At 50.6% G+C, this 17027-nt stretch carries 11 protein-coding genes; 8 read left to right on the forward strand and 3 right to left on the reverse strand.

Going from position 1 to position 17027, the window contains the following annotated elements; all coding sequences use genetic code 11:
* Positions 1 to 2: 2 nt before the first annotated feature.
* Complete coding sequence (locus tag B160_RS0102425; protein WP_018626264.1) at positions 3 to 1898, reverse strand: beta-N-acetylhexosaminidase; 1896 nt, start codon at positions 1896 to 1898, stop codon at positions 3 to 5.
* Between the two features lie 188 nt (positions 1899 to 2086).
* On the opposite strand from B160_RS0102425, the gene B160_RS0102435 reads away from it, so the two are divergent.
* The 5 genes from B160_RS0102435 to B160_RS0102455 all read left to right on the forward strand — a co-directional run bounded on the left by B160_RS0102435 (position 2087) and on the right by B160_RS0102455 (position 8404).
* A complete protein-coding gene (locus tag B160_RS0102435) occupies positions 2087 to 3313 on the forward strand; it encodes an Nramp family divalent metal transporter (protein ID WP_018626266.1) in 1227 nt (408 codons plus the stop codon).
* A 190-nt stretch (positions 3314 to 3503) separates the two neighbouring features.
* Positions 3504 to 4520 (forward strand): NAD-dependent epimerase/dehydratase family protein, encoded by a 1017-nt coding sequence (locus B160_RS0102440; protein WP_018626267.1) that lies wholly within the window; start codon positions 3504 to 3506, stop codon positions 4518 to 4520.
* A 12-nt stretch (positions 4521 to 4532) separates the two neighbouring features.
* The gene (locus B160_RS0102445) at positions 4533 to 5612 is read left to right on the forward strand and encodes a dihydrodipicolinate synthase family protein (RefSeq protein WP_018626268.1); all 1080 of its coding nucleotides are present in this window, start codon (positions 4533 to 4535) and stop codon (positions 5610 to 5612) included.
* Complete coding sequence (locus B160_RS0102450; RefSeq protein WP_018626269.1) at positions 5609 to 6994, forward strand: mandelate racemase/muconate lactonizing enzyme family protein; 1386 nt, start codon at positions 5609 to 5611, stop codon at positions 6992 to 6994. Before B160_RS0102445 ends, B160_RS0102450 begins: the two co-directional genes overlap by 4 nt.
* A 63-nt stretch (positions 6995 to 7057) precedes the next feature.
* On the forward strand, positions 7058 to 8404 hold the full coding sequence (locus tag B160_RS0102455) for a DegT/DnrJ/EryC1/StrS family aminotransferase (protein WP_040679445.1): 1347 nt from the start codon (positions 7058 to 7060) through the stop codon (positions 8402 to 8404).
* Here B160_RS0102455 and B160_RS0102460 read toward each other — a convergent pair.
* Both B160_RS0102460 and B160_RS0102465 read right to left on the reverse strand, forming a co-directional pair.
* Positions 8396 to 9145, reverse strand: coding sequence for a DeoR/GlpR family DNA-binding transcription regulator (locus tag B160_RS0102460; RefSeq protein WP_018626271.1), 750 nt, complete (start codon positions 9143 to 9145; stop codon positions 8396 to 8398). The genes B160_RS0102455 and B160_RS0102460 overlap by 9 nt on opposite strands.
* Before the next feature lie 255 nt (positions 9146 to 9400).
* Entirely contained in the window at positions 9401 to 10405 is a 1005-nt protein-coding gene (locus B160_RS0102465; protein WP_018626272.1) for a Gfo/Idh/MocA family protein, read from the reverse strand.
* 487 nt (positions 10406 to 10892) lie between these two features.
* On the opposite strand from B160_RS0102465, the gene B160_RS0102485 reads away from it, so the two are divergent.
* The 3 genes from B160_RS0102485 to B160_RS0102495 are packed head-to-tail and all read left to right on the forward strand — an operon-like array spanning position 10893 to position 17025.
* Positions 10893 to 14045 (forward strand): SusC/RagA family TonB-linked outer membrane protein, encoded by a 3153-nt coding sequence (locus tag B160_RS0102485; RefSeq protein WP_018626276.1) that lies wholly within the window; start codon positions 10893 to 10895, stop codon positions 14043 to 14045.
* A 19-nt stretch (positions 14046 to 14064) separates the two neighbouring features.
* Complete coding sequence (locus B160_RS0102490; protein ID WP_018626277.1) at positions 14065 to 15915, forward strand: RagB/SusD family nutrient uptake outer membrane protein; 1851 nt, start codon at positions 14065 to 14067, stop codon at positions 15913 to 15915.
* A 27-nt stretch (positions 15916 to 15942) separates the two neighbouring features.
* Complete coding sequence (locus B160_RS0102495) at positions 15943 to 17025, forward strand: DUF5017 domain-containing protein (RefSeq protein WP_018626278.1); 1083 nt, start codon at positions 15943 to 15945, stop codon at positions 17023 to 17025.
* Positions 17026 to 17027 lie beyond the last annotated feature (2 nt).

The raw sequence follows: 17027 nt of genomic DNA on the forward strand, positions 1-17027 counted from the left end.
TTTTATTCCGATAGATGCCTTTGCGGGATCAGGGGCGACGGCCGGGTACTTATGTACGTGGTCCTGCTGATGGCGCTGCGCCTGCCGGATGCGGTGATCACGATGGTTTTTAATATTCTTTTTTCTCCGTCCGGAACTTTTAAAATAAGGGGTTTTTCATACAGATAGTCCGTTTCCCGCGGATCCGTGTCATCCAGCGTATAAAATATCCGGGCATCTTTTACCGTGGGTTTTAAAGTTACCGTAAAGCTTTTTCCCTGAAACACGCGGTTATCCGCTGCGCCAATGGCCATCGGAACAAAGAAATGTGTATCGTTTTTTTTGTCGATCGCCCATAGATGCAGGGGAAGCCGGTCTTCGAGGAACGGTTCGTATTGCTTTTGGGCCACGGGGGTCCAGCAGCCTTCTGCAAATGCCAGCATCCGGGGCAGGATCATGTATTCCACTTTAGCCGGAGTGGCCATGTATTCGGTCCATACACAGGCTTCGGCCCCCAGTACATATTTTTTTTGCTCCGCCGTCAGGGCGTCGGAGGCTGGATTGTACTGGTATACTTTATTTAAATCGTTGAGACCCGGGAACCCGAGCGGCTCCTGTTCCGGTTTTGCCTGGTAATGGTCAAAATAGATATAGTCATTGGGAGCCATAATGACCTGGTGATGTTGTTGTGCAGCGGCAATGCCGCCTTTTTCGCCCCGCCAGCTCATGACAATGGCATTGGGCGCCAGGCCGCCTTCCAGGATCTCATCCCAGCCGATAATGGTGCGGCCCCTGCTGTTCACGAATTTTTCAATACGTTGTATAAAATAGCTTTGCAGTTCATGCTCGTCTTTCAGATGCTGGTCTTTTATGCGCTGTTGGCAGTATTTGCAGGTTTTCCACCGGGTCTTTGGCACTTCATCCCCGCCAATGTGAATGTACCGGGAGGGGAACAGTTCCATCACTTCGGTCAATACATTTTCAAGGAAGGTGAAGGTGGATTCCTTTCCGGCGCAAAATACATCTTCATAGATCCCCCAGCTTTCTATTGTTTTAAACGGACCGGGATGATCGCCGCAGGCAAGTTCAGGATAGGCGACCAACGCCGATATGCAATGCCCGGGCATTTCTATTTCCGGGATAATGGTAACGTACCTGTCGGCCGCATACCGGATCAGCTCTTTTACCTGCTCCCGGGTATAAAAACCGCCATGTGGAATGCTGTCATACCCCATGGGATTGTTCTGTGCGCTCCCCAGCAGTGTTTGAGCGCGCCAGGCACCTTCCCGGGTAAGTTTCGGATACTTTTTTATTTCCAGGCGCCAGCCCTGGTCCTCGGTCAAATGCCAGTGAAACGTATTCAGCTTGTATTGCGCCATCAGGTCGATGAACTTCTTGAGGAACGTAACCGGGAAGAAGTGCAGCGCTACATCGAGGTGCATGCCCCGGTACCCGAATCTCGGCTGGTCCTTAACGGTACCGGCAGGGATACGGATCGCCTGGTCGCCGGTAAATTCTGAAAGTTGTATTAGGCTCTGCAGGGCATAGAATGTGCCGGCGCCATTGCCTTTGATCAGAATGTTTTCGGGCCGGATCCTCATTTCGTAGCCCTCGGATCTTTCCGTTTGGCTGTTCAGGATAATGGTGTTGCTGCTGTTAAGGGAAGGGTTCCCGCCGGTGCGCTTCTCCGCGGAAAGGCGGAAGCCTTTTGCCTGGCGGAGGAATTCAATGTAAAGCCCTGCAATGCGTTTTGTTTCCTCTGAATCATAAATAAGAATGGTTTTGCTGTTTACCGTAAATTGACCCTCGCCTGTCACTACGGAGGCAGGGTAAGGGATGATGTTTGTAAAGCGGCTTGTCTGCGATCTTGCCGTGGTTGCAATCAATACCAGGAAAATAACAGGAAATAACTTGTTCATACCGGTTTGGGGTTAATATTTTCCGGATAAATATACGGATGAATGTCGATTTGCGTTTTGTGTGCGGTTTTGTGAAATAAAAATACGCAAAAACTACTCATAATGTGAAATTATTTTCTATATTCGTTTTCTGAAAGGCCGTAAAATGATTGCAAACGTTACAACACAGCTGAAATCTATTTTTTATTATGGGAATTATTGACAAAGGGAATCCTGGAAGGTTTGCCCGGTTATTACAGGTATTGGGACCGGGGATCATTACTGCCGCATTGGTCTTTGGCCCCAGCAAAATGACGATCACGTCCAAACTGGGCGCCTCGTATGGTTATGACCTGCTGTGGGCGGTAGTGACGGCTATTTTTTTTATGGCGGTATTTACCAGTATGTCGTCCAGGATCGCACTGGCTACGGACCAGTCTTTTTTATCCCTGATAAAAAAGCGCTGGGGAAAACCGGTGGCGGTGCTGCTGGGGATCGGTGTTTTTCTGGTAACGGCCTCGTTCCAGGCCGGAAATTCCACCGGGGTGGGAATATCGCTGGCGGAAGCCACCGGCGTCAATGCTAAAGTGTGGATCCTCCTTGCAAATGCCGGCGGCATTGCATTGCTGTTTTTTAAAGGATTTTATAAGATCCTGGAAAAGATAATGATCCTGCTGATCGTCATCATGCTGGGATCGTTTATCGTTACCTTCTTTTTGGCAAAACCCTCTGTGAGCAGCATTGCGGGGGGACTGTCCCCGGTTTTACCGGAAGGTTCCCTGGGATTGGTGATCGCGCTGTTTGCGTCGGCATTTTCCATAGTGGGGGCTTTATACCAGTCGTACATGGTGCAGGAACGGCGGCGGTTGTCGCCCGGTCTGCAACAACGGCCATCGGATAGCCTGCCGGGTATTTTGATCCTGGGCGTCATGGCCAGTATTGTATTGATCTGCGCGGCATCGGTTTTGCATCCCACCGGGGTGGTGGTAACCAATGCCACGGATATGTCGAAAACACTGGCGCCGCTGTTTGGCGAATATGCGGCCCACCTTTTCCTGATCGGTCTGTTCGGCGCCTCTTTTTCTTCGCTTATTGGCAATGCATCGGTGGGTGGAACACTTTTGGGGGATGCATTGGGTTATAAAGGGCAGCTGAGCTCGAATATGGTGCGTGTGCTGATCGCCCTGGTAATGACGATCGGCGCTTTTGTGGCATTGCGGTTTAATAAAGCGCCGCTGGAGCTCATCGTGCTCGCGCAAAGTGTTACCATACTCGTTGTGCCGTTTATTGGCATTGCCATGTACGGCATATCCAATGACCCCAAGATCATGGGTCGCTACGTGAATAAGCCCGTTACAAAAGTGGTTGCAGGCATCGGCCTCCTGCTGTTGCTGTTACTGGCCGTTATAAATGTTAAAGAATTATTTTTCAAATAAGCATATGAAATGCAGCATAAGGAAATATTCAGCATCATGGCCAAAAGAAAGGAATATGCGCTTATGCGGGGCTGCTAAAAAACCGGTTTATAAAGGATCGCCGCTTTGAACTTCCGGCTCTCTGCCTGAAGCACGAAGAATGGGATTTTTTGGTCGGCCCCATGTGATCCGAATCAATAAAAAGAAACACATGAATGAATTGCAATTGATCGAAGACGAATTGTATCAGCCATCAATAGCGCTGCTGGATGATCTGCGGGCATTGGACGGGGATATTATTTTTTTGGGAGCGGGTGGCAAGATGGGGCCCGGCATGATCAAGCTGGCCAGCATTGCGCTGCATCAGGCAAATATCTCCAAAAGACTAATCGCCGTTTCCCGGTTTAGTGATGCTGCTGCAAAAAAAGAGTTACAGGACCTGGGTGTGGAAGTGATTGCGGCCGACCTGCTCGATGATGCCCATTTACAGGAACTTCCGGATGTGAAAAATGTCATGTACCTGGCAGGAACCAAGTTTGGCACCAAGGGCAACGAGCCTTTTACGTGGGCCATGAATGCGTATTTGCCGGGCCGTGTTGCGGAAAAATACAGGAACTCGCGGATCGTTGCTTTTTCCACAGGAAATGTATATCCCTTTTCAAAGCTGGATCAGGGTGGCTTTTCAGAAGAAACGAAGCCCAACCCGGTAGGGGAGTATGGACAGTCCTGTTTAGGGCGGGAGCGCATCTTTCAATATTTTTCAGATGTGAACCAGACCCCGGTATTGATCTACCGGCTGAATTATGCCATTGACCTGCGTTACGGGGTTTTGCTGGAAGTGGGCAAATCCGTTTACAAAGGAGCGCCGATCGATATTTCGACGGGCGCTGTAAATGTGATCTGGCAGGGAGATGCCAATGAGATCGCGTTGCGGAGCTTTTTGCATTGCAGCACGCCGGCAAAAATCCTGAACGTTACCGGTCCTGAAACCATCAGCCTTACCTGGCTGGCAACGCAGTTTGGCGCCATCTTTGGCAAGCAGCCGGTCTTTACCGGGCAGGTACAGGAAACCGCCCTGCTGAGCAATGCCTCGGAGGCGCACCGGCTTTTTGGTTATCCGCGTGTCAGCCTCAAAAAAATGATCCGGCTGGTAGCTGACTGGATCAGCCTGGAGGGCAGGCAAATTGATAAACCCACCCATTTCCAGGAAAGACAAGGTCAATTTTAATGAATATCTGTTATGAGCTTATCAGGAACAATAAAAAAAAATTTGCAGGATGGTATTGCCATACCCGCGCATCCGCTGGCGCTTACGGCTGAACGGGCTTTTGATGAGGCTGCGCAACGCCGGCTGACCCGCTATTATCTGGCCAGTGGTGCCGGTGGGATCGCCATCGCGGTACATTCTACCCAGTTTGAGATCAGGGACCCCCAGATCAACTTGCTGGAAAAAGTGCTGCAGACGGCCGCCGATGAAATTGCCCGGAGCGGCAGGGAGGATTTTGTAAAGATCGCCGGTATATGCGGGCCAACAGACCAGGCGGTTCAGGAAGCCCGGCTGGCAAAAAAATACGGGTATCATCTCGGGCTGCTGAGCATGGGTGGATTGAATGCCCTGACCGAAGATGAGCTGATCGAGCGTACAAAAGCCGTTGCTGCCGTAATCCCGGTATTTGGGTTCTATTTACAGCCTGCGGTGGGCGGCCGGATCCTGAGCTTCGGGTTCTGGAAAAAGTTTGCCGATATCCCGAATGTGCATGCAATCAAAATCGCCGCATTTAACCGCTATCAGACCCTGGATGCCGTGCGGGCCGTCTGTCATTCTGAAAGAATGGATGAGATCGCGCTGTACACCGGTAATGACGATAATATCATTGCGGACCTGCTGACCACGTATCGGTTTAACATAAACGGCAGGGAGGTACAAAAGGATTTCAGGGGTGGCTTACTGGGACATTGGGCTGTGTGGACGCACCAGGCAGCTGCATTGCTGAACGCTATTAAGGAGTATAAGGCCGGTAATAAAGGGAATGCCGATGCATGGCTTTCAAAAAACATATCGGTAACCGATATGAATGCTGCGATCTTTGATCCGGCCCATCATTTTCACGGTTGCATCCCCGGTATTCATGAAGTGCTGCGGAGACAGGGCTTATTAAAAGGTACCTGGTGCCTGAATCCCGGTGAGGTATTGTCGCCGGGGCAGTCAGATGAAATCACCCGGGTGACCCAGGCCTACCCGGAGCTCGTTGACGACGATTTTGTGCGCACCTTTTTGCAAAATGACCAGCGTCCGGCGCATTCTAAAGAATCGCTATGAAAAGAAGGGCGTTTATTAAAGGCACGGCTTCCTTATCATTATTGCCCGTGGTCAAACCGTTGGCAGGCCTGGCAACGCAATCCCGGAACATGAAAATTAAAATTGATCATATTGCTTCTGATTTTGAACGGCAGCCGCTGGTGCGGCCTTTCGGATTTAAGGGCGGTTACCTGACGGAACTGTGGCAGGCGGTCTCTTTGATACAAACTGCTGCAAGCGGACCAAAGATCGGGCTTGCCACGCAAAGCGTTTTATATGGTGATCCGGCTATTTTTTCGGATCATTCGGAAAGTGCAGGAAACGCGTTGATGTATGCGTTGTCGGAAAGAGCCTTGCGGCTGGCAAAAGAAACACCTTTTCATACGCCGGTTGATCTTTTGTCCGATATTTTACCCGAAGTTACCCGGTATGCAGCGTCTGTTACGGGCAGGGGCAGCGCCAACCTTAATTTTATTTATAATGCCCTGGTAAGCGTAGACAATGCGGCATGGCTGGTATATGCATCAGAGAACAAGTGCCCGCATTTTGATGCCATGATCCCTGATGCTTACAAAAAACCATTGGGCCTCCGCAATCCGAGGATCGCGGTTATGTACCAGATCCCATATGGTATGCCCATGACGGACCTGGTAAACGCGGCGGAAGAGGGATATTTTGTTTTTAAAATTAAAACGGGTATGCCCGGAGACCAGGAGCAAATGCTGCGGTCGGATATGGAGCGGCTCGATTTGATCCATCGTACCCTGAAGGATTTAAGGACCCCTCAGACAAAAGACGGCAGGCTCATTTATACGCTGGATGCAAACGGGCGGTATGGGAAAAAGGAAAGCTTACTGAAGTTTCTCGATCATGCAAAAAAAATAGGGGCTTTTGAGCAAATAAAATTGATAGAGGAGCCGTTTTGGGAATCCAATAATGAAACGGTTGGGGATGTTGGGGTGATCATAGGCGCCGATGAAAGCGTACACACAGAGGCCGATGCGATAAAAAGAATTCAGCAGGGGTATAAAGCGATCGTGCTAAAAGGGATTGCCAAAACCCTGAGTGTGAGTTTTAAAATAGCAAAGGTTGCGTATGAACATCATGTGGCCTGTATGTGCGCGGATCTGACCGTGAACCCCCTGTTGCTGGACTGGCATAAGAACCTGGCAGCGCGGCTGCAGCCGTTTCCGGGCATCGGAATGCCCATGATCGAAACCAATGGCGATATGAATTATAAGAATTGGGATCTCATGAAAACGTTCCACCCGGTACAAAATGCATCGTGGCAGCAGGTAAAGCAGGGGGTATTTGAGTTGGACGACGACTTTTACGAGCGGAGTGGGGGCATATTCATGGGTACGGCGCATTACGAGCAGCTGTTTCACAGGAAGCAGGAATAGATGCTGGCGCGGAAATGGAAGCCGGTGCAGCACGGAAGATACATAATATTAAATCTGAAGAATATGAGTAATCACAAGGGCCGCAGGAACTTTATAAGGAATTCTGCCGTTATCGGGTTGGGGGCAACACTGAACTTTGAAAAAGTATTGCCTACCGTTTTAAAAGCTGAGGGCAAACCTGCCTTATTGGGCGGCGCTCCCCTTGTCAGCACACCCTGGCCCAAATGGCCGATGTGGAACAGGGAAACCGATGAGCCGCTTGTCCTGGAAGCCTTGCGCAGCGGGGTTTGGTCCCGTGCAAAAAAAGTGGCCTTGTTCGAAGAGAAATGGGCAGCACTGATCGGGGCCAAAAGGGCGCTGACTACCGTTAACGGAACAAATGCGCTGATTACAGCGGTGGCACAATCGGATATCGGGGGCGGGGATGAAGTGATTTTACCACCCTATACGTTCATTGCAACGCTTACAGCCATTCTTAATGCTGGTGCGATGCCGGTATTTGCTGACGTAGATCCGGACACATTCCTGATTGATCCGGAGGCCATAAAGAAAAAGATCACCCCCCGTACCCGGGCCATATTGCCGGTGCACATTTGCGGGTTACCTGCGGATATGGGCCCTATTATGCAGATTGCGAAACAGCATGACCTGGTAGTTATTGAAGATGCCTGCCAGGCATGGCTGGCTGAAATAAACCATAAGAAAGTGGGCACTTTCGGTCATGCCGGCTGCTTTAGTTTCCAGAACTCCAAGAACCTGCCCATCGGTGAGGGCGGGGCTATCGTAAGCGATGATGAGGTTTTTATGGACCGGTGCGTTTCCTATCATAATCTTGGGCTGCCGTATGGAACGGCCTCTGCACGCCCGGGCAGCAAGCTCCGGTTAACGGAGTACCAGGCCGCCATCGGGATGGTGCAAATGGAACGGCTTGTGCCGCAAACGGTCACAAGAAACGAAAATGCCCGTTATTTAAGACAACAGATGAACAATATAAAGGGGATCGTGCCACATATATTAAACGCCGGTGTTACACAGGCGGCCTATCATTTGTTCCCGTTCAGGTATGATCAGCGCCATTTTGCAGATCTTCCGAGAGCGCAGTTCATAAAAGCGTTACAGGCCGAGGGTATTCCGTGTTCCGGCGGATATACGCCTTTAAATGACATTAAAAACCTGGGCAATACCTTTGAAACAAAGAATTATAAAAAGATGTACCCTTCGTCCGAATTGAGTTACGAGCGGTTTAGGGAAAATAACCAGTGCCCTAAAAATGAAAGGCTTTGCCAGGAAGCGGTATGGTTGCCGCAAAATGTGCTGTTGGCCAATAAATCCAGCATGGATGTCATTGTTTCGGCCATTCAGAAAATTCAGAAGAATGCCGCAGCGATCCATAAAAATACATCAAAGTAACGTGAGGTTGGTGTCCTGGTATTTTATCAGGCTGGGATCATTGGGGTCCAGCTCCGTAATCAGGTAGTTTACCTGGTTTACATCGCAGATCTTGATCGTTTGAATGGTGTTTAATTTTTCAGAAATGGTTACCACGACCGCTTTTTTGGCGGAACGTATCAGCGCCTTTTTGGCTTGCACTACTTCCCAGTCAAGGTCGGTCAGGCCTTCTTCAACCGAAAAGGCATTTGCCCCCAACAAACACAGGTCTGCTTTTATTTCTGAAAGCTGGTTGATCATTCCGGATCCTACATGCAGGTTGGCATTTTTCAGCAATCTGCCGCCAATAGTGATCACTTCTATGTTGTCAAACTCAGAGAGCGTGATGGCAATTTGCGGGCTGATGGTAAAAAAAGTAGCTTTCATGTTTTTGGGGATCATTTTGGCCAGCTCGAGTATGGTAGTGCCCCCTTCGGTCAATACTGTTGAATTGTTCTTGATCAGCCTTAACGCTTTTTCTGCAATGATTTTCTTCGATTCCAGGGCATAGACCTCATTTTGACCGCTAAAAGGCGATACGAATGAAGGACCAACCGCCCCGCCATGTACTTTTACCACTTTTCCCATTTCCGCTAACTCAATAATATCCCGCCGGATGGTATCATCCGATACTTTCAGCTGTATGCTCAGGTCGGCACACAAAACCTTATTGTGCAGGTTGATCTCTTTTAATATGAATTTCTGTCGTTCGTCCTTGCGCATGGGTAATGATTTTAGTTAAGCATTCTTCATGTTAACAATCTATTTCTGAAACTGTTCAGTCTGATTTATTGTAAATATAGATTATATATTGGAAAACGGAAAAGCCCTGCGGTGATGCGGGCGGGCGCCATTTTCTGACCCGGGCTCCGTCCCGTCGGGCGCCCATCCGGGAGGGCTGCTCCGCCGGAACGGATCGTTCGCACCCGTCGTAATCTTTGTCGCAGGCGCTACTGCGGTAATAAAGTATACGCCCGGTTATAACGCCGGCTTTTGTAAGGGTATAATTTGTCCATTGCTCTTTTTGCTTTTGGCCGCTGCATCCATAAACGCATAGATCTCCAGCGTTTCCGCCGCGCTGACCGGTGCGGTGCCCGTATCAAAAAATTTGATGATCTCTTTTAGCAAAGGTTCGTAGCCATCATACCGGTCAACGTATACTGTAGCATTTTCGGCATGTACGATCCCTCCATAATCGTGCCTGCCCGCGCGCGTACCCCGGAAAACCCCGATCCGGCCGTCATTCCAGGTGCCTACCACCACATCAGCATCTGCCGTTGAGGTTTGGCTAACATGAACACACCCGATACCCATTAAGGTGTACAGCAGCTCCACGCCGTGTATGCCATACCAAAACAGGTCTGTGTGCGAGGCTTCAATGGTTGCCGGGCTGAAAGCGGTGGCGCCCAAAACCTTTCCATAGGTATGGGCACGCACTTTCTGTGCTTTTTCGATATACCGAAGTGAAGATGCTGAAAACATCGGGGTATTGTATTTTTTTGCCAGCTTATAGATGCTGACCACATCGTTCATTTTAGCGGCGACCGGTTTATCAATAAACACTCTTTTTCTGCTTTTAAAGATCGCTGTGGCCTGCTCCAGGTGCAGGCTGCCGTCGTTGGTCTCCAGCATTACGACATCGCAATTCTTCAGCAGCTCATCAACGGAGCCGGCAATGGTTACTCCGTTTTCTTTTGCCTCTTTGGTGTACTGGTCGATGCGGCTATAGCTGCTTGCTATTTTTTTGCTGCCATAGGGATAGGCCGTTGTTACATAATAACCATTGTATGCAGCCGTATGCTTTGCTTTGTTTAATGCTTTAATAAATTCTGAGGCATGAGAAGTGTCTAAACCGATGATGCCTACTCTGCGCAGATCCGTTTGGTGATTCAACATCGTTGTAAAGCCAGATCCGAATGCTGCATACAAACCTGCAAGACCTGTGGTTTTGATAAAATTTCTCCGGGTTGGGTTTTTGATCATATAAAAACAGTTTATGTATAATAAATTGATTTTTACAAAAAATGGCGGGCCGTCGTGCTCACCGGGATTTATTGGCTACAAGATAGTAGGTTTTTTTGCGTAAAAAAAATAAAAATACCGCAAATAAAACGCATAAAAACATTGTTTTTATAAATTTTGCCGCTATATTGCGTATAATATGCATTTTGAAACCGCTAAAAAGGTGCAGAAATGGATATTTGCTGAGTAAATGCGGATTTTTTTCAAGAGACACCCTTCATTACCGCAACCGGGCCCCGAACGCCAGTCGCAGATTAAATTCAGAGATCGATGAAACCCTGCTTGAAGCAGAGACGCAGCCATGGCTGTGACCTGCAGGGGCGGGCATATGAAAACACGCGGACCCGAGCTGTACCTGAACGGTATTTGCCGGCGCATGGTTGATCGTGGCCGGTGGGGTTTCTTTTCTCCCGGAGATGTATGTTTTACCTCTAAATAATTTCTATTTATGCGTATGCTGTTTATTCGATCGCTTTTCTGCGCCGGCGTATGGATGCTGGGGATTTCCGTACAAGGACAGGAGATCAGCGGCGTGGTGCGCGCTAAAACGGACAACCGGCCATTGGAAGGGGTTACCGTTCAGATCGCCGGAAAGCCGGGAACCGTAACCACCACAAATGCGGATGGCCGCTATCAGCTGAGCGGTGGCGGTCCTGCTGATTCGGTGGCGTTTTCGCACGTGGGTTTTGAACGGGCTGCCATTGTAATAGCCGGGAAACCCAATATTGATGTGCTGCTGACGCCCGTTAATGCATCCCTGGACCAGGTGGTGGTCATCGGTTACGGATCGGTGCGCAAACTGGATCTCACGGGCTCGGTAGGAACCGTAAATGTGGAAGATATGAAGAAAGCACCTGTACCTTCTTTTGCGCAGGCGCTGGCGGGAAGGGTGGCGGGCGTGCAGGTGAACAGCACCGATGGGCAGCCCGGCGGAGGAATGAATATCATGATCCGCGGGGCAGGCTCATTAACGCAGAGTACAACACCGTTGTATGTAGTGGACGGTTTTCCTATTGAAGACCTGGACCCCAATACACTGAATATGGATGATATTGCCTCCGTTTCCATCCTGAAGGACGCATCATCGACTTCCATTTATGGTTCAAGAGGCGCAAACGGGGTAGTGCTGATCCAAACGCGAAGGGGGAGGCCGGGAAAGCCCGAGGTTGCCATTGGCGGAACAATGGGGTTCCAGCTGAAACCACCGTTGATCCCTGTAATGAGTCCCTATGAATTTGTAAAATACCAAATGGAGCTGAATCCCAATTCCTTTAATACACCGGCCTATACCGCACTTGGAAAAACGCTGGACGATTATAAGAACGTGCCGGGCATCAACTGGCAGGACCAGGTGCTAAAGACCGGCAGCTACCGGAACTACAACCTGAGTGTGCGTGGCGGTTCGGAACAAACGAGATATTCGGTGTCCGGATCCGTATTTAACCAGGAGGGGGTCATCATCAATACCGGAATGGACCGGTACACCGGAAGACTTTCATTGGATCAGACCCTTTCGGATAAGTTTAAGATGGGCGCAAATGCGGCCATCACGCAAACTGATGTTTACGGTCAGCAGATCCGCTCTATTTATGGCGGCGGCAATGCCACTTCGCCCGCGCTGATCCGGGCATGGATGTACCGGCCGGTATCAGCCATCGAAGGAGAGGATCTGCTGACGGAGGACGCCGATCAGCAAGCGGTCAATGCCAGCGATTTCCGGATCAACCCGGTTACGGATCTGGAAAACCAGTACCAGCATACGATCCGTAACCAACTGCAATCGGATGCCTATGTCAGCTTTGCAATTACCCCCAACCTGGTTTTGAAATCCACTGCAGGCCTTATGCAGTCAAATGTGCGCCGGGAGCAGTTCTATAATTCCAAAACGGCACAGGGAAGCCCGCTGAATCCTTCAAACAAAAATGGTGTTTGGGGAAGCATGAATGATAACAATTCCAATAGCTTTTTTAATGAGAATACGCTGAACTACAAGACCACCATCGGACAGGATCATTCAATAAACGGCATGCTGCTGTTTGGCGTAAACCGGTACAAGACGATGTACTCTTCCTTTACCGGCATACAGCTGCCCAACGAGGCAAAGCGCATGGACGGACTGGATGAATCCTCAGGGGGCACGTTTACATCGCCCAGCATTTATAACACGGTCAATACAATGGTGTCGTACGCAGCACGGGTGGATTATAATTTCAGGTCAAAGTACCTGCTCACGGTCAATTTCAGGGCGGATGGCTCTTCCAAATTTTTGCAGCCCTGGGGCTATTTTCCCGGGGGCGCCATCGCCTGGAACATGGGCCAGGAAGGTTTTTTCCGTGAAGCGCTGCCATTCATCACCAACTCCAAGCTGCGGGCAAGCTATGGTCAGAACGGGAATAACCGTGTCGGCGATTTTGATGCATATGCAAAATTGTCGCTGAACAATACCGGGCAGGGATATTCTTTTAGTAACCAGGCGCCCACGCCGGCCGCTTATTTATCCACTCTGGGAAACCCCCAGCTGCAATGGGAAAAAACAGAGCAGATCGATATCGGTTATGAGATCGGGGTACTGGACAACCGCATCGGGCTGGAGGTGGACTGGTACCGGCGCACGGCTTCCAACCTGCTGCTGAATACGGATCTGCCGCAGAGCTCCGGGTTCGGATCGGCGCAGGTCAACATCGGCAGCCTCCGCAATACCGGATGGGAGTTCACGCTGCATACCACCAATATAAAAACAGAGGATCTTGACTGGACCAGCAGCTTTAATATCAGCTTCAATAAAAACAAGATCCTGTCGCTTGCCTATGGCCAATCGGCGCTGAGCAGGGTGCCGGCGTATCTTTCCCAGTTTGGACAGCCCCTGTTCCTTTCAGAACTGGGCAAACCGGTGGGAATGATGATCGGGTATATCTGGGAGGGAAATTACCAGTATGCTGATTTTGACAATCCGGCTCCGGGAGTTTACGTTCTGAAAAAGGAACTGTCTACCAACGGCACGGCACGCAATGTGGTGCAGCCGGGCGATATTAAACTGCGGGATCTGAACGGCGATGGCACCGTCAATACTTCGGATATGACCATCATCGGGCGGGGACAGCCGGTGCACATCGGCGGGTTTTCCAATAATTTAAATTATAAGGGTTTTTCCCTGAATATCTTTTTTCAATGGTCGTATGGCAACGATGTTTACAATGCCAACCGCCTATTGCTGGAAGGGAACAGTAATGGTTTTGCCAATATTAACCAATATGCCAGTTATGTTAACCGCTGGTCTCCGGACAATCCGACCAACGAAAATTACAGGACCAGAGGGCAGGGATTCATCGGTTATTTTTCGTCGAAGAATGTTGAGGACGGATCTTACCTGAGGCTGAAAACCGTATCGCTCTCCTACGCCCTTCCTTCCGCCCTCGTGCGGAAAGCATACCTGAAAGATCTTTCGGTGAACCTTTCTGCACAGAACCTGGTTACCTGGACCCGGTATTCCGGGCTTGATCCGGAAGTGTCTACTGCAGACAATGTGTTGATGCCCGGTTATGATTTTTCGGCATATCCAAATGTACGCACCATTGTGTTTGGTTTGAAAGCGACTTTTTAATCAACTTAAAAATATAGGGATGAAATACAAATATTTTTTACCCGTATTGTTGTTTACGGTTACCGGCCTGGGTTCCTGCAAAAAATTCCTGCAGCCCCGCCCTTCGGATTTCCTGAGCACCGACACCTATTACCAAACGGAGGAGCAGCTTGGTTTTGCGCTGGCAGGGGTGTACAATACGGTGGGCAATGGCGGCTTTTGGGGAAGTGCTGCGAATTATCTTCTGGACTGGGAAGCGGATATAGCCTATATGAACCGGCTTACGCTCAACGGTCCTTTTAATTTTAATTATTCTGCATCTGACCCCTTCATGACCTCCCTGTGGACCACACTGTGGGACGGCATTAACCGGGCAAATGTATTGCTGGAGCATGTGGACAAAAACCCGGACATCCCGCAGGCCACGAGAGAGCGGATAAGAGGGGAGGCGCTGTTCCTGAGAGGCTATTACTATTTTACGCTGGTGCAATATTGGGGTGGGGTACCGCTTAAGTTAGCGGCAACCACGTCGCCTTCCGAAGTGTCGGTGGCCAGGGCTACGGTAGCGGAGGTATATGCACAGGTGCTGGCGGATATGACAGCGGCGGAGCCGTTGGTCCGGACCATCCACGAGCTTGGTTTTTCCGGGGCGGTAAATCGATCCGCCGTGCGGGGGATGCTTGCAAAAGTGTGCCTTACCATGGCCGGTGAGCCGCTGAAGGATGTGGCAAAATACGAGGACGCAAAGATGTGGGCCAAAAAGGTGATGGATGATACCGAGGCCGGGCACAGCCTCAACCCCGGTTATGCCAACATCTTTATTACGCTCGCCCAGGATAAATATGACATTAAGGAAAATTTGTGGGAGGCGGCATTTTATGGGAATAATGCGGATCCTGCTACAATGGCCTTTGCCGAGTGGACCAACATCGGGTATATCAATGGACCGCCTTCCGCTGCGGGCTCTGCCACCGGTACTGCCGCGGCCTACATGAATATCACTGCTAAATTTTATAATGCCTTCGAGGACGGCGACCTCAGGAAATGGTGGAGCACGGCGCATTTCAGTTATGTAAAATCAGCGGTGAGCGGGGAAAAATTGCTGAACCCGTTGCCGGCCACAGAACGGGACAAGTGGTATTTGTATCCTGCAAAGTGGCGGCGCGAATACGAGGCCATTCCAAGAGGAACATCGGTGGTATCCGCCACAAATATGCCGATCATGCGCTATGCCGATATCCTGCTGATGTTTGCAGAAGCGGATAATGAAATCAATGGCGCGCCTACGGCAGCAGCTATTGCGGCGGTGAACCTGGTGCGCAGGCGTGCCTGGTCTACCGGTGTCCGGTCAATTGCTGTTACCAATGGCGGCAGCGGCTATACCAGCGCTCCCGCTGTAAGCATTGCGGCAGGTGATGGAGGCACGGCGGAAGCAACGGCAGTGGTGCAGGGCGGAACGGTAGTGGCGATCCATCTGAACCGCGATCCTTCGGGTGCCCGGTTCTTCAAAGAGGGCAGTTATACCAGTGCTCCTTCGGTAACCATTTCCGGGGGCGGCGGTTCTGGAGCTGCTGCAGTGGCAACGATCTACAAGGCCGGAGATGGAGACGTTCCTGCTGCCGCCCGCGCCTCCAAGGCCGCCTTCCGTTCCTTTATACAGGATGAGCGCATGCGGGAGTTCAATATGGAGGGATGCCGGAAGGCCGACCTGCTTCGCTGGGGGATCTTTCTGAAGGTGAACCAGGATATGGGGAACCAGGCACAGCAGGATGTACCGGGTGCAGGTTTTGTCCTTTCCTTTACACGGGCATCTGCCCGGGATGTGCTGATGCCGATCCCGGAGAAGGAGATGATCAACAATTTAAAGATGACGCAAAACCCAGGCTGGTAACTCTTCCTGGTTTCAAATACAGCAGTTATGAAAATTAAAAATCTGATAGCAGCAGCAGGCGTATTGCTTGTATCCTGTCAAAAAAAGCTTGCGGAAGTGGTAACGCCCGATTTTGATGTGACCGTTACCGCGTTAACCGTTAAGGCCGGTACGCCCGCCGTTTTTGGGTTCTCCGGCAGGGCGGCCACTGTTGCGTTTTATCCGGGCGAAATCTACCGGGACTATAATTACCGGAGCGGGCGGCGTGTGGATGTGGCAGGCAAGGGACTGGCGCTCAGTTTTTCGAACGGGGTGGCAGCAGGCAATCCCGCGGGAACGCAGGCCAACCAGTTCTCTATTCTGCTTTCTACAGACTTTGACGGAAACTATGCGGACCTGGCCGGCGTAAAAGCCGCTACCTGGGTGAACATAACGGATAGCTTTGCCCTGGCCACTTCAGCAACGATGGTGGCCACGCAGGCGGCCGATCTTTCGAAGTATGTTGTTGCGGGTAAGCCGGTTTATTTCGCGTTGCGGTATATCAACCGGCCCCAGGTTGCCAATGGCTATGCCCGGCAATGGATCATTGAAAACTTTCTGTTGGAGAGTATGGAAGCCCGGGTGAACGATGCGGCCGTTACGATAGCCGATCAGGCGCTTGCCGGTTTCAGGATCGTGGACGAGAACCCCTTGAACGCAAAGGCCCGTTCTACGGTTACCAACACAAGGGTAACGCTGTATGGGCCGGTGTACAAGGATCCTGCGGACCCCATTTATGACCCCGATAACCCGGTGTTTGACCCCCATAACCCGATCTATGATCCGAAGAGCCCGCAGTACAACCCGGGTGCGGTGCTGCCGGTATATATACCGTACGACCCCGCCAGTCCTTACAATGATCCGTATAGCGAGAACTGGGCGGTTTCGGCGCCCATCACTTTGGGCACGGTTGAGCTGGGAAAGGATTGGTCCATTCCTGTCCGGTCATCCGTTTACGGCGCCATGCCGGCTGCATACAGCTACACCTACAATATACCCGGCCAGTATGAAGCCGTTTTTGTAGCAGCAAATAACACGATCGAAGAGGAGGCTGTTGTGGTAAAAAAGGTGATCGTGGAAGTAACGCCATAGGA

Source organism: Niabella aurantiaca DSM 17617 (assembly GCF_000374125.1).
Lineage (GTDB): Bacteria > Bacteroidota > Bacteroidia > Chitinophagales > Chitinophagaceae > Niabella > Niabella aurantiaca.

Bases quoted from the DNA above. Each gene is read 5' to 3' on its own strand.
- B160_RS0102425 (WP_018626264.1), bottom strand. From the start codon at position 1,898: ATGAACAAGTTATTTCCTGTTATTTTCCTGGTATTGATTGCAACCACG.
- B160_RS0102435 (WP_018626266.1), top strand. From the start codon at position 2,087: ATGGGAATTATTGACAAAGGGAATCCTGGAAGGTTTGCCCGGTTATTA.
- B160_RS0102440 (WP_018626267.1), top strand. From the start codon at position 3,504: ATGAATGAATTGCAATTGATCGAAGACGAATTGTATCAGCCATCAATA.
- B160_RS0102445 (WP_018626268.1), top strand. From the start codon at position 4,533: ATGAGCTTATCAGGAACAATAAAAAAAAATTTGCAGGATGGTATTGCC.
- B160_RS0102450 (WP_018626269.1), top strand. From the start codon at position 5,609: ATGAAAAGAAGGGCGTTTATTAAAGGCACGGCTTCCTTATCATTATTG.
- B160_RS0102455 (WP_040679445.1), top strand. From the start codon at position 7,058: ATGAGTAATCACAAGGGCCGCAGGAACTTTATAAGGAATTCTGCCGTT.
- B160_RS0102460 (WP_018626271.1), bottom strand. From the start codon at position 9,145: ATGCGCAAGGACGAACGACAGAAATTCATATTAAAAGAGATCAACCTG.
- B160_RS0102465 (WP_018626272.1), bottom strand. From the start codon at position 10,405: ATGATCAAAAACCCAACCCGGAGAAATTTTATCAAAACCACAGGTCTT.
- B160_RS0102485 (WP_018626276.1), top strand. From the start codon at position 10,893: ATGCGTATGCTGTTTATTCGATCGCTTTTCTGCGCCGGCGTATGGATG.
- B160_RS0102490 (WP_018626277.1), top strand. From the start codon at position 14,065: ATGAAATACAAATATTTTTTACCCGTATTGTTGTTTACGGTTACCGGC.
- B160_RS0102495 (WP_018626278.1), top strand. From the start codon at position 15,943: ATGAAAATTAAAAATCTGATAGCAGCAGCAGGCGTATTGCTTGTATCC.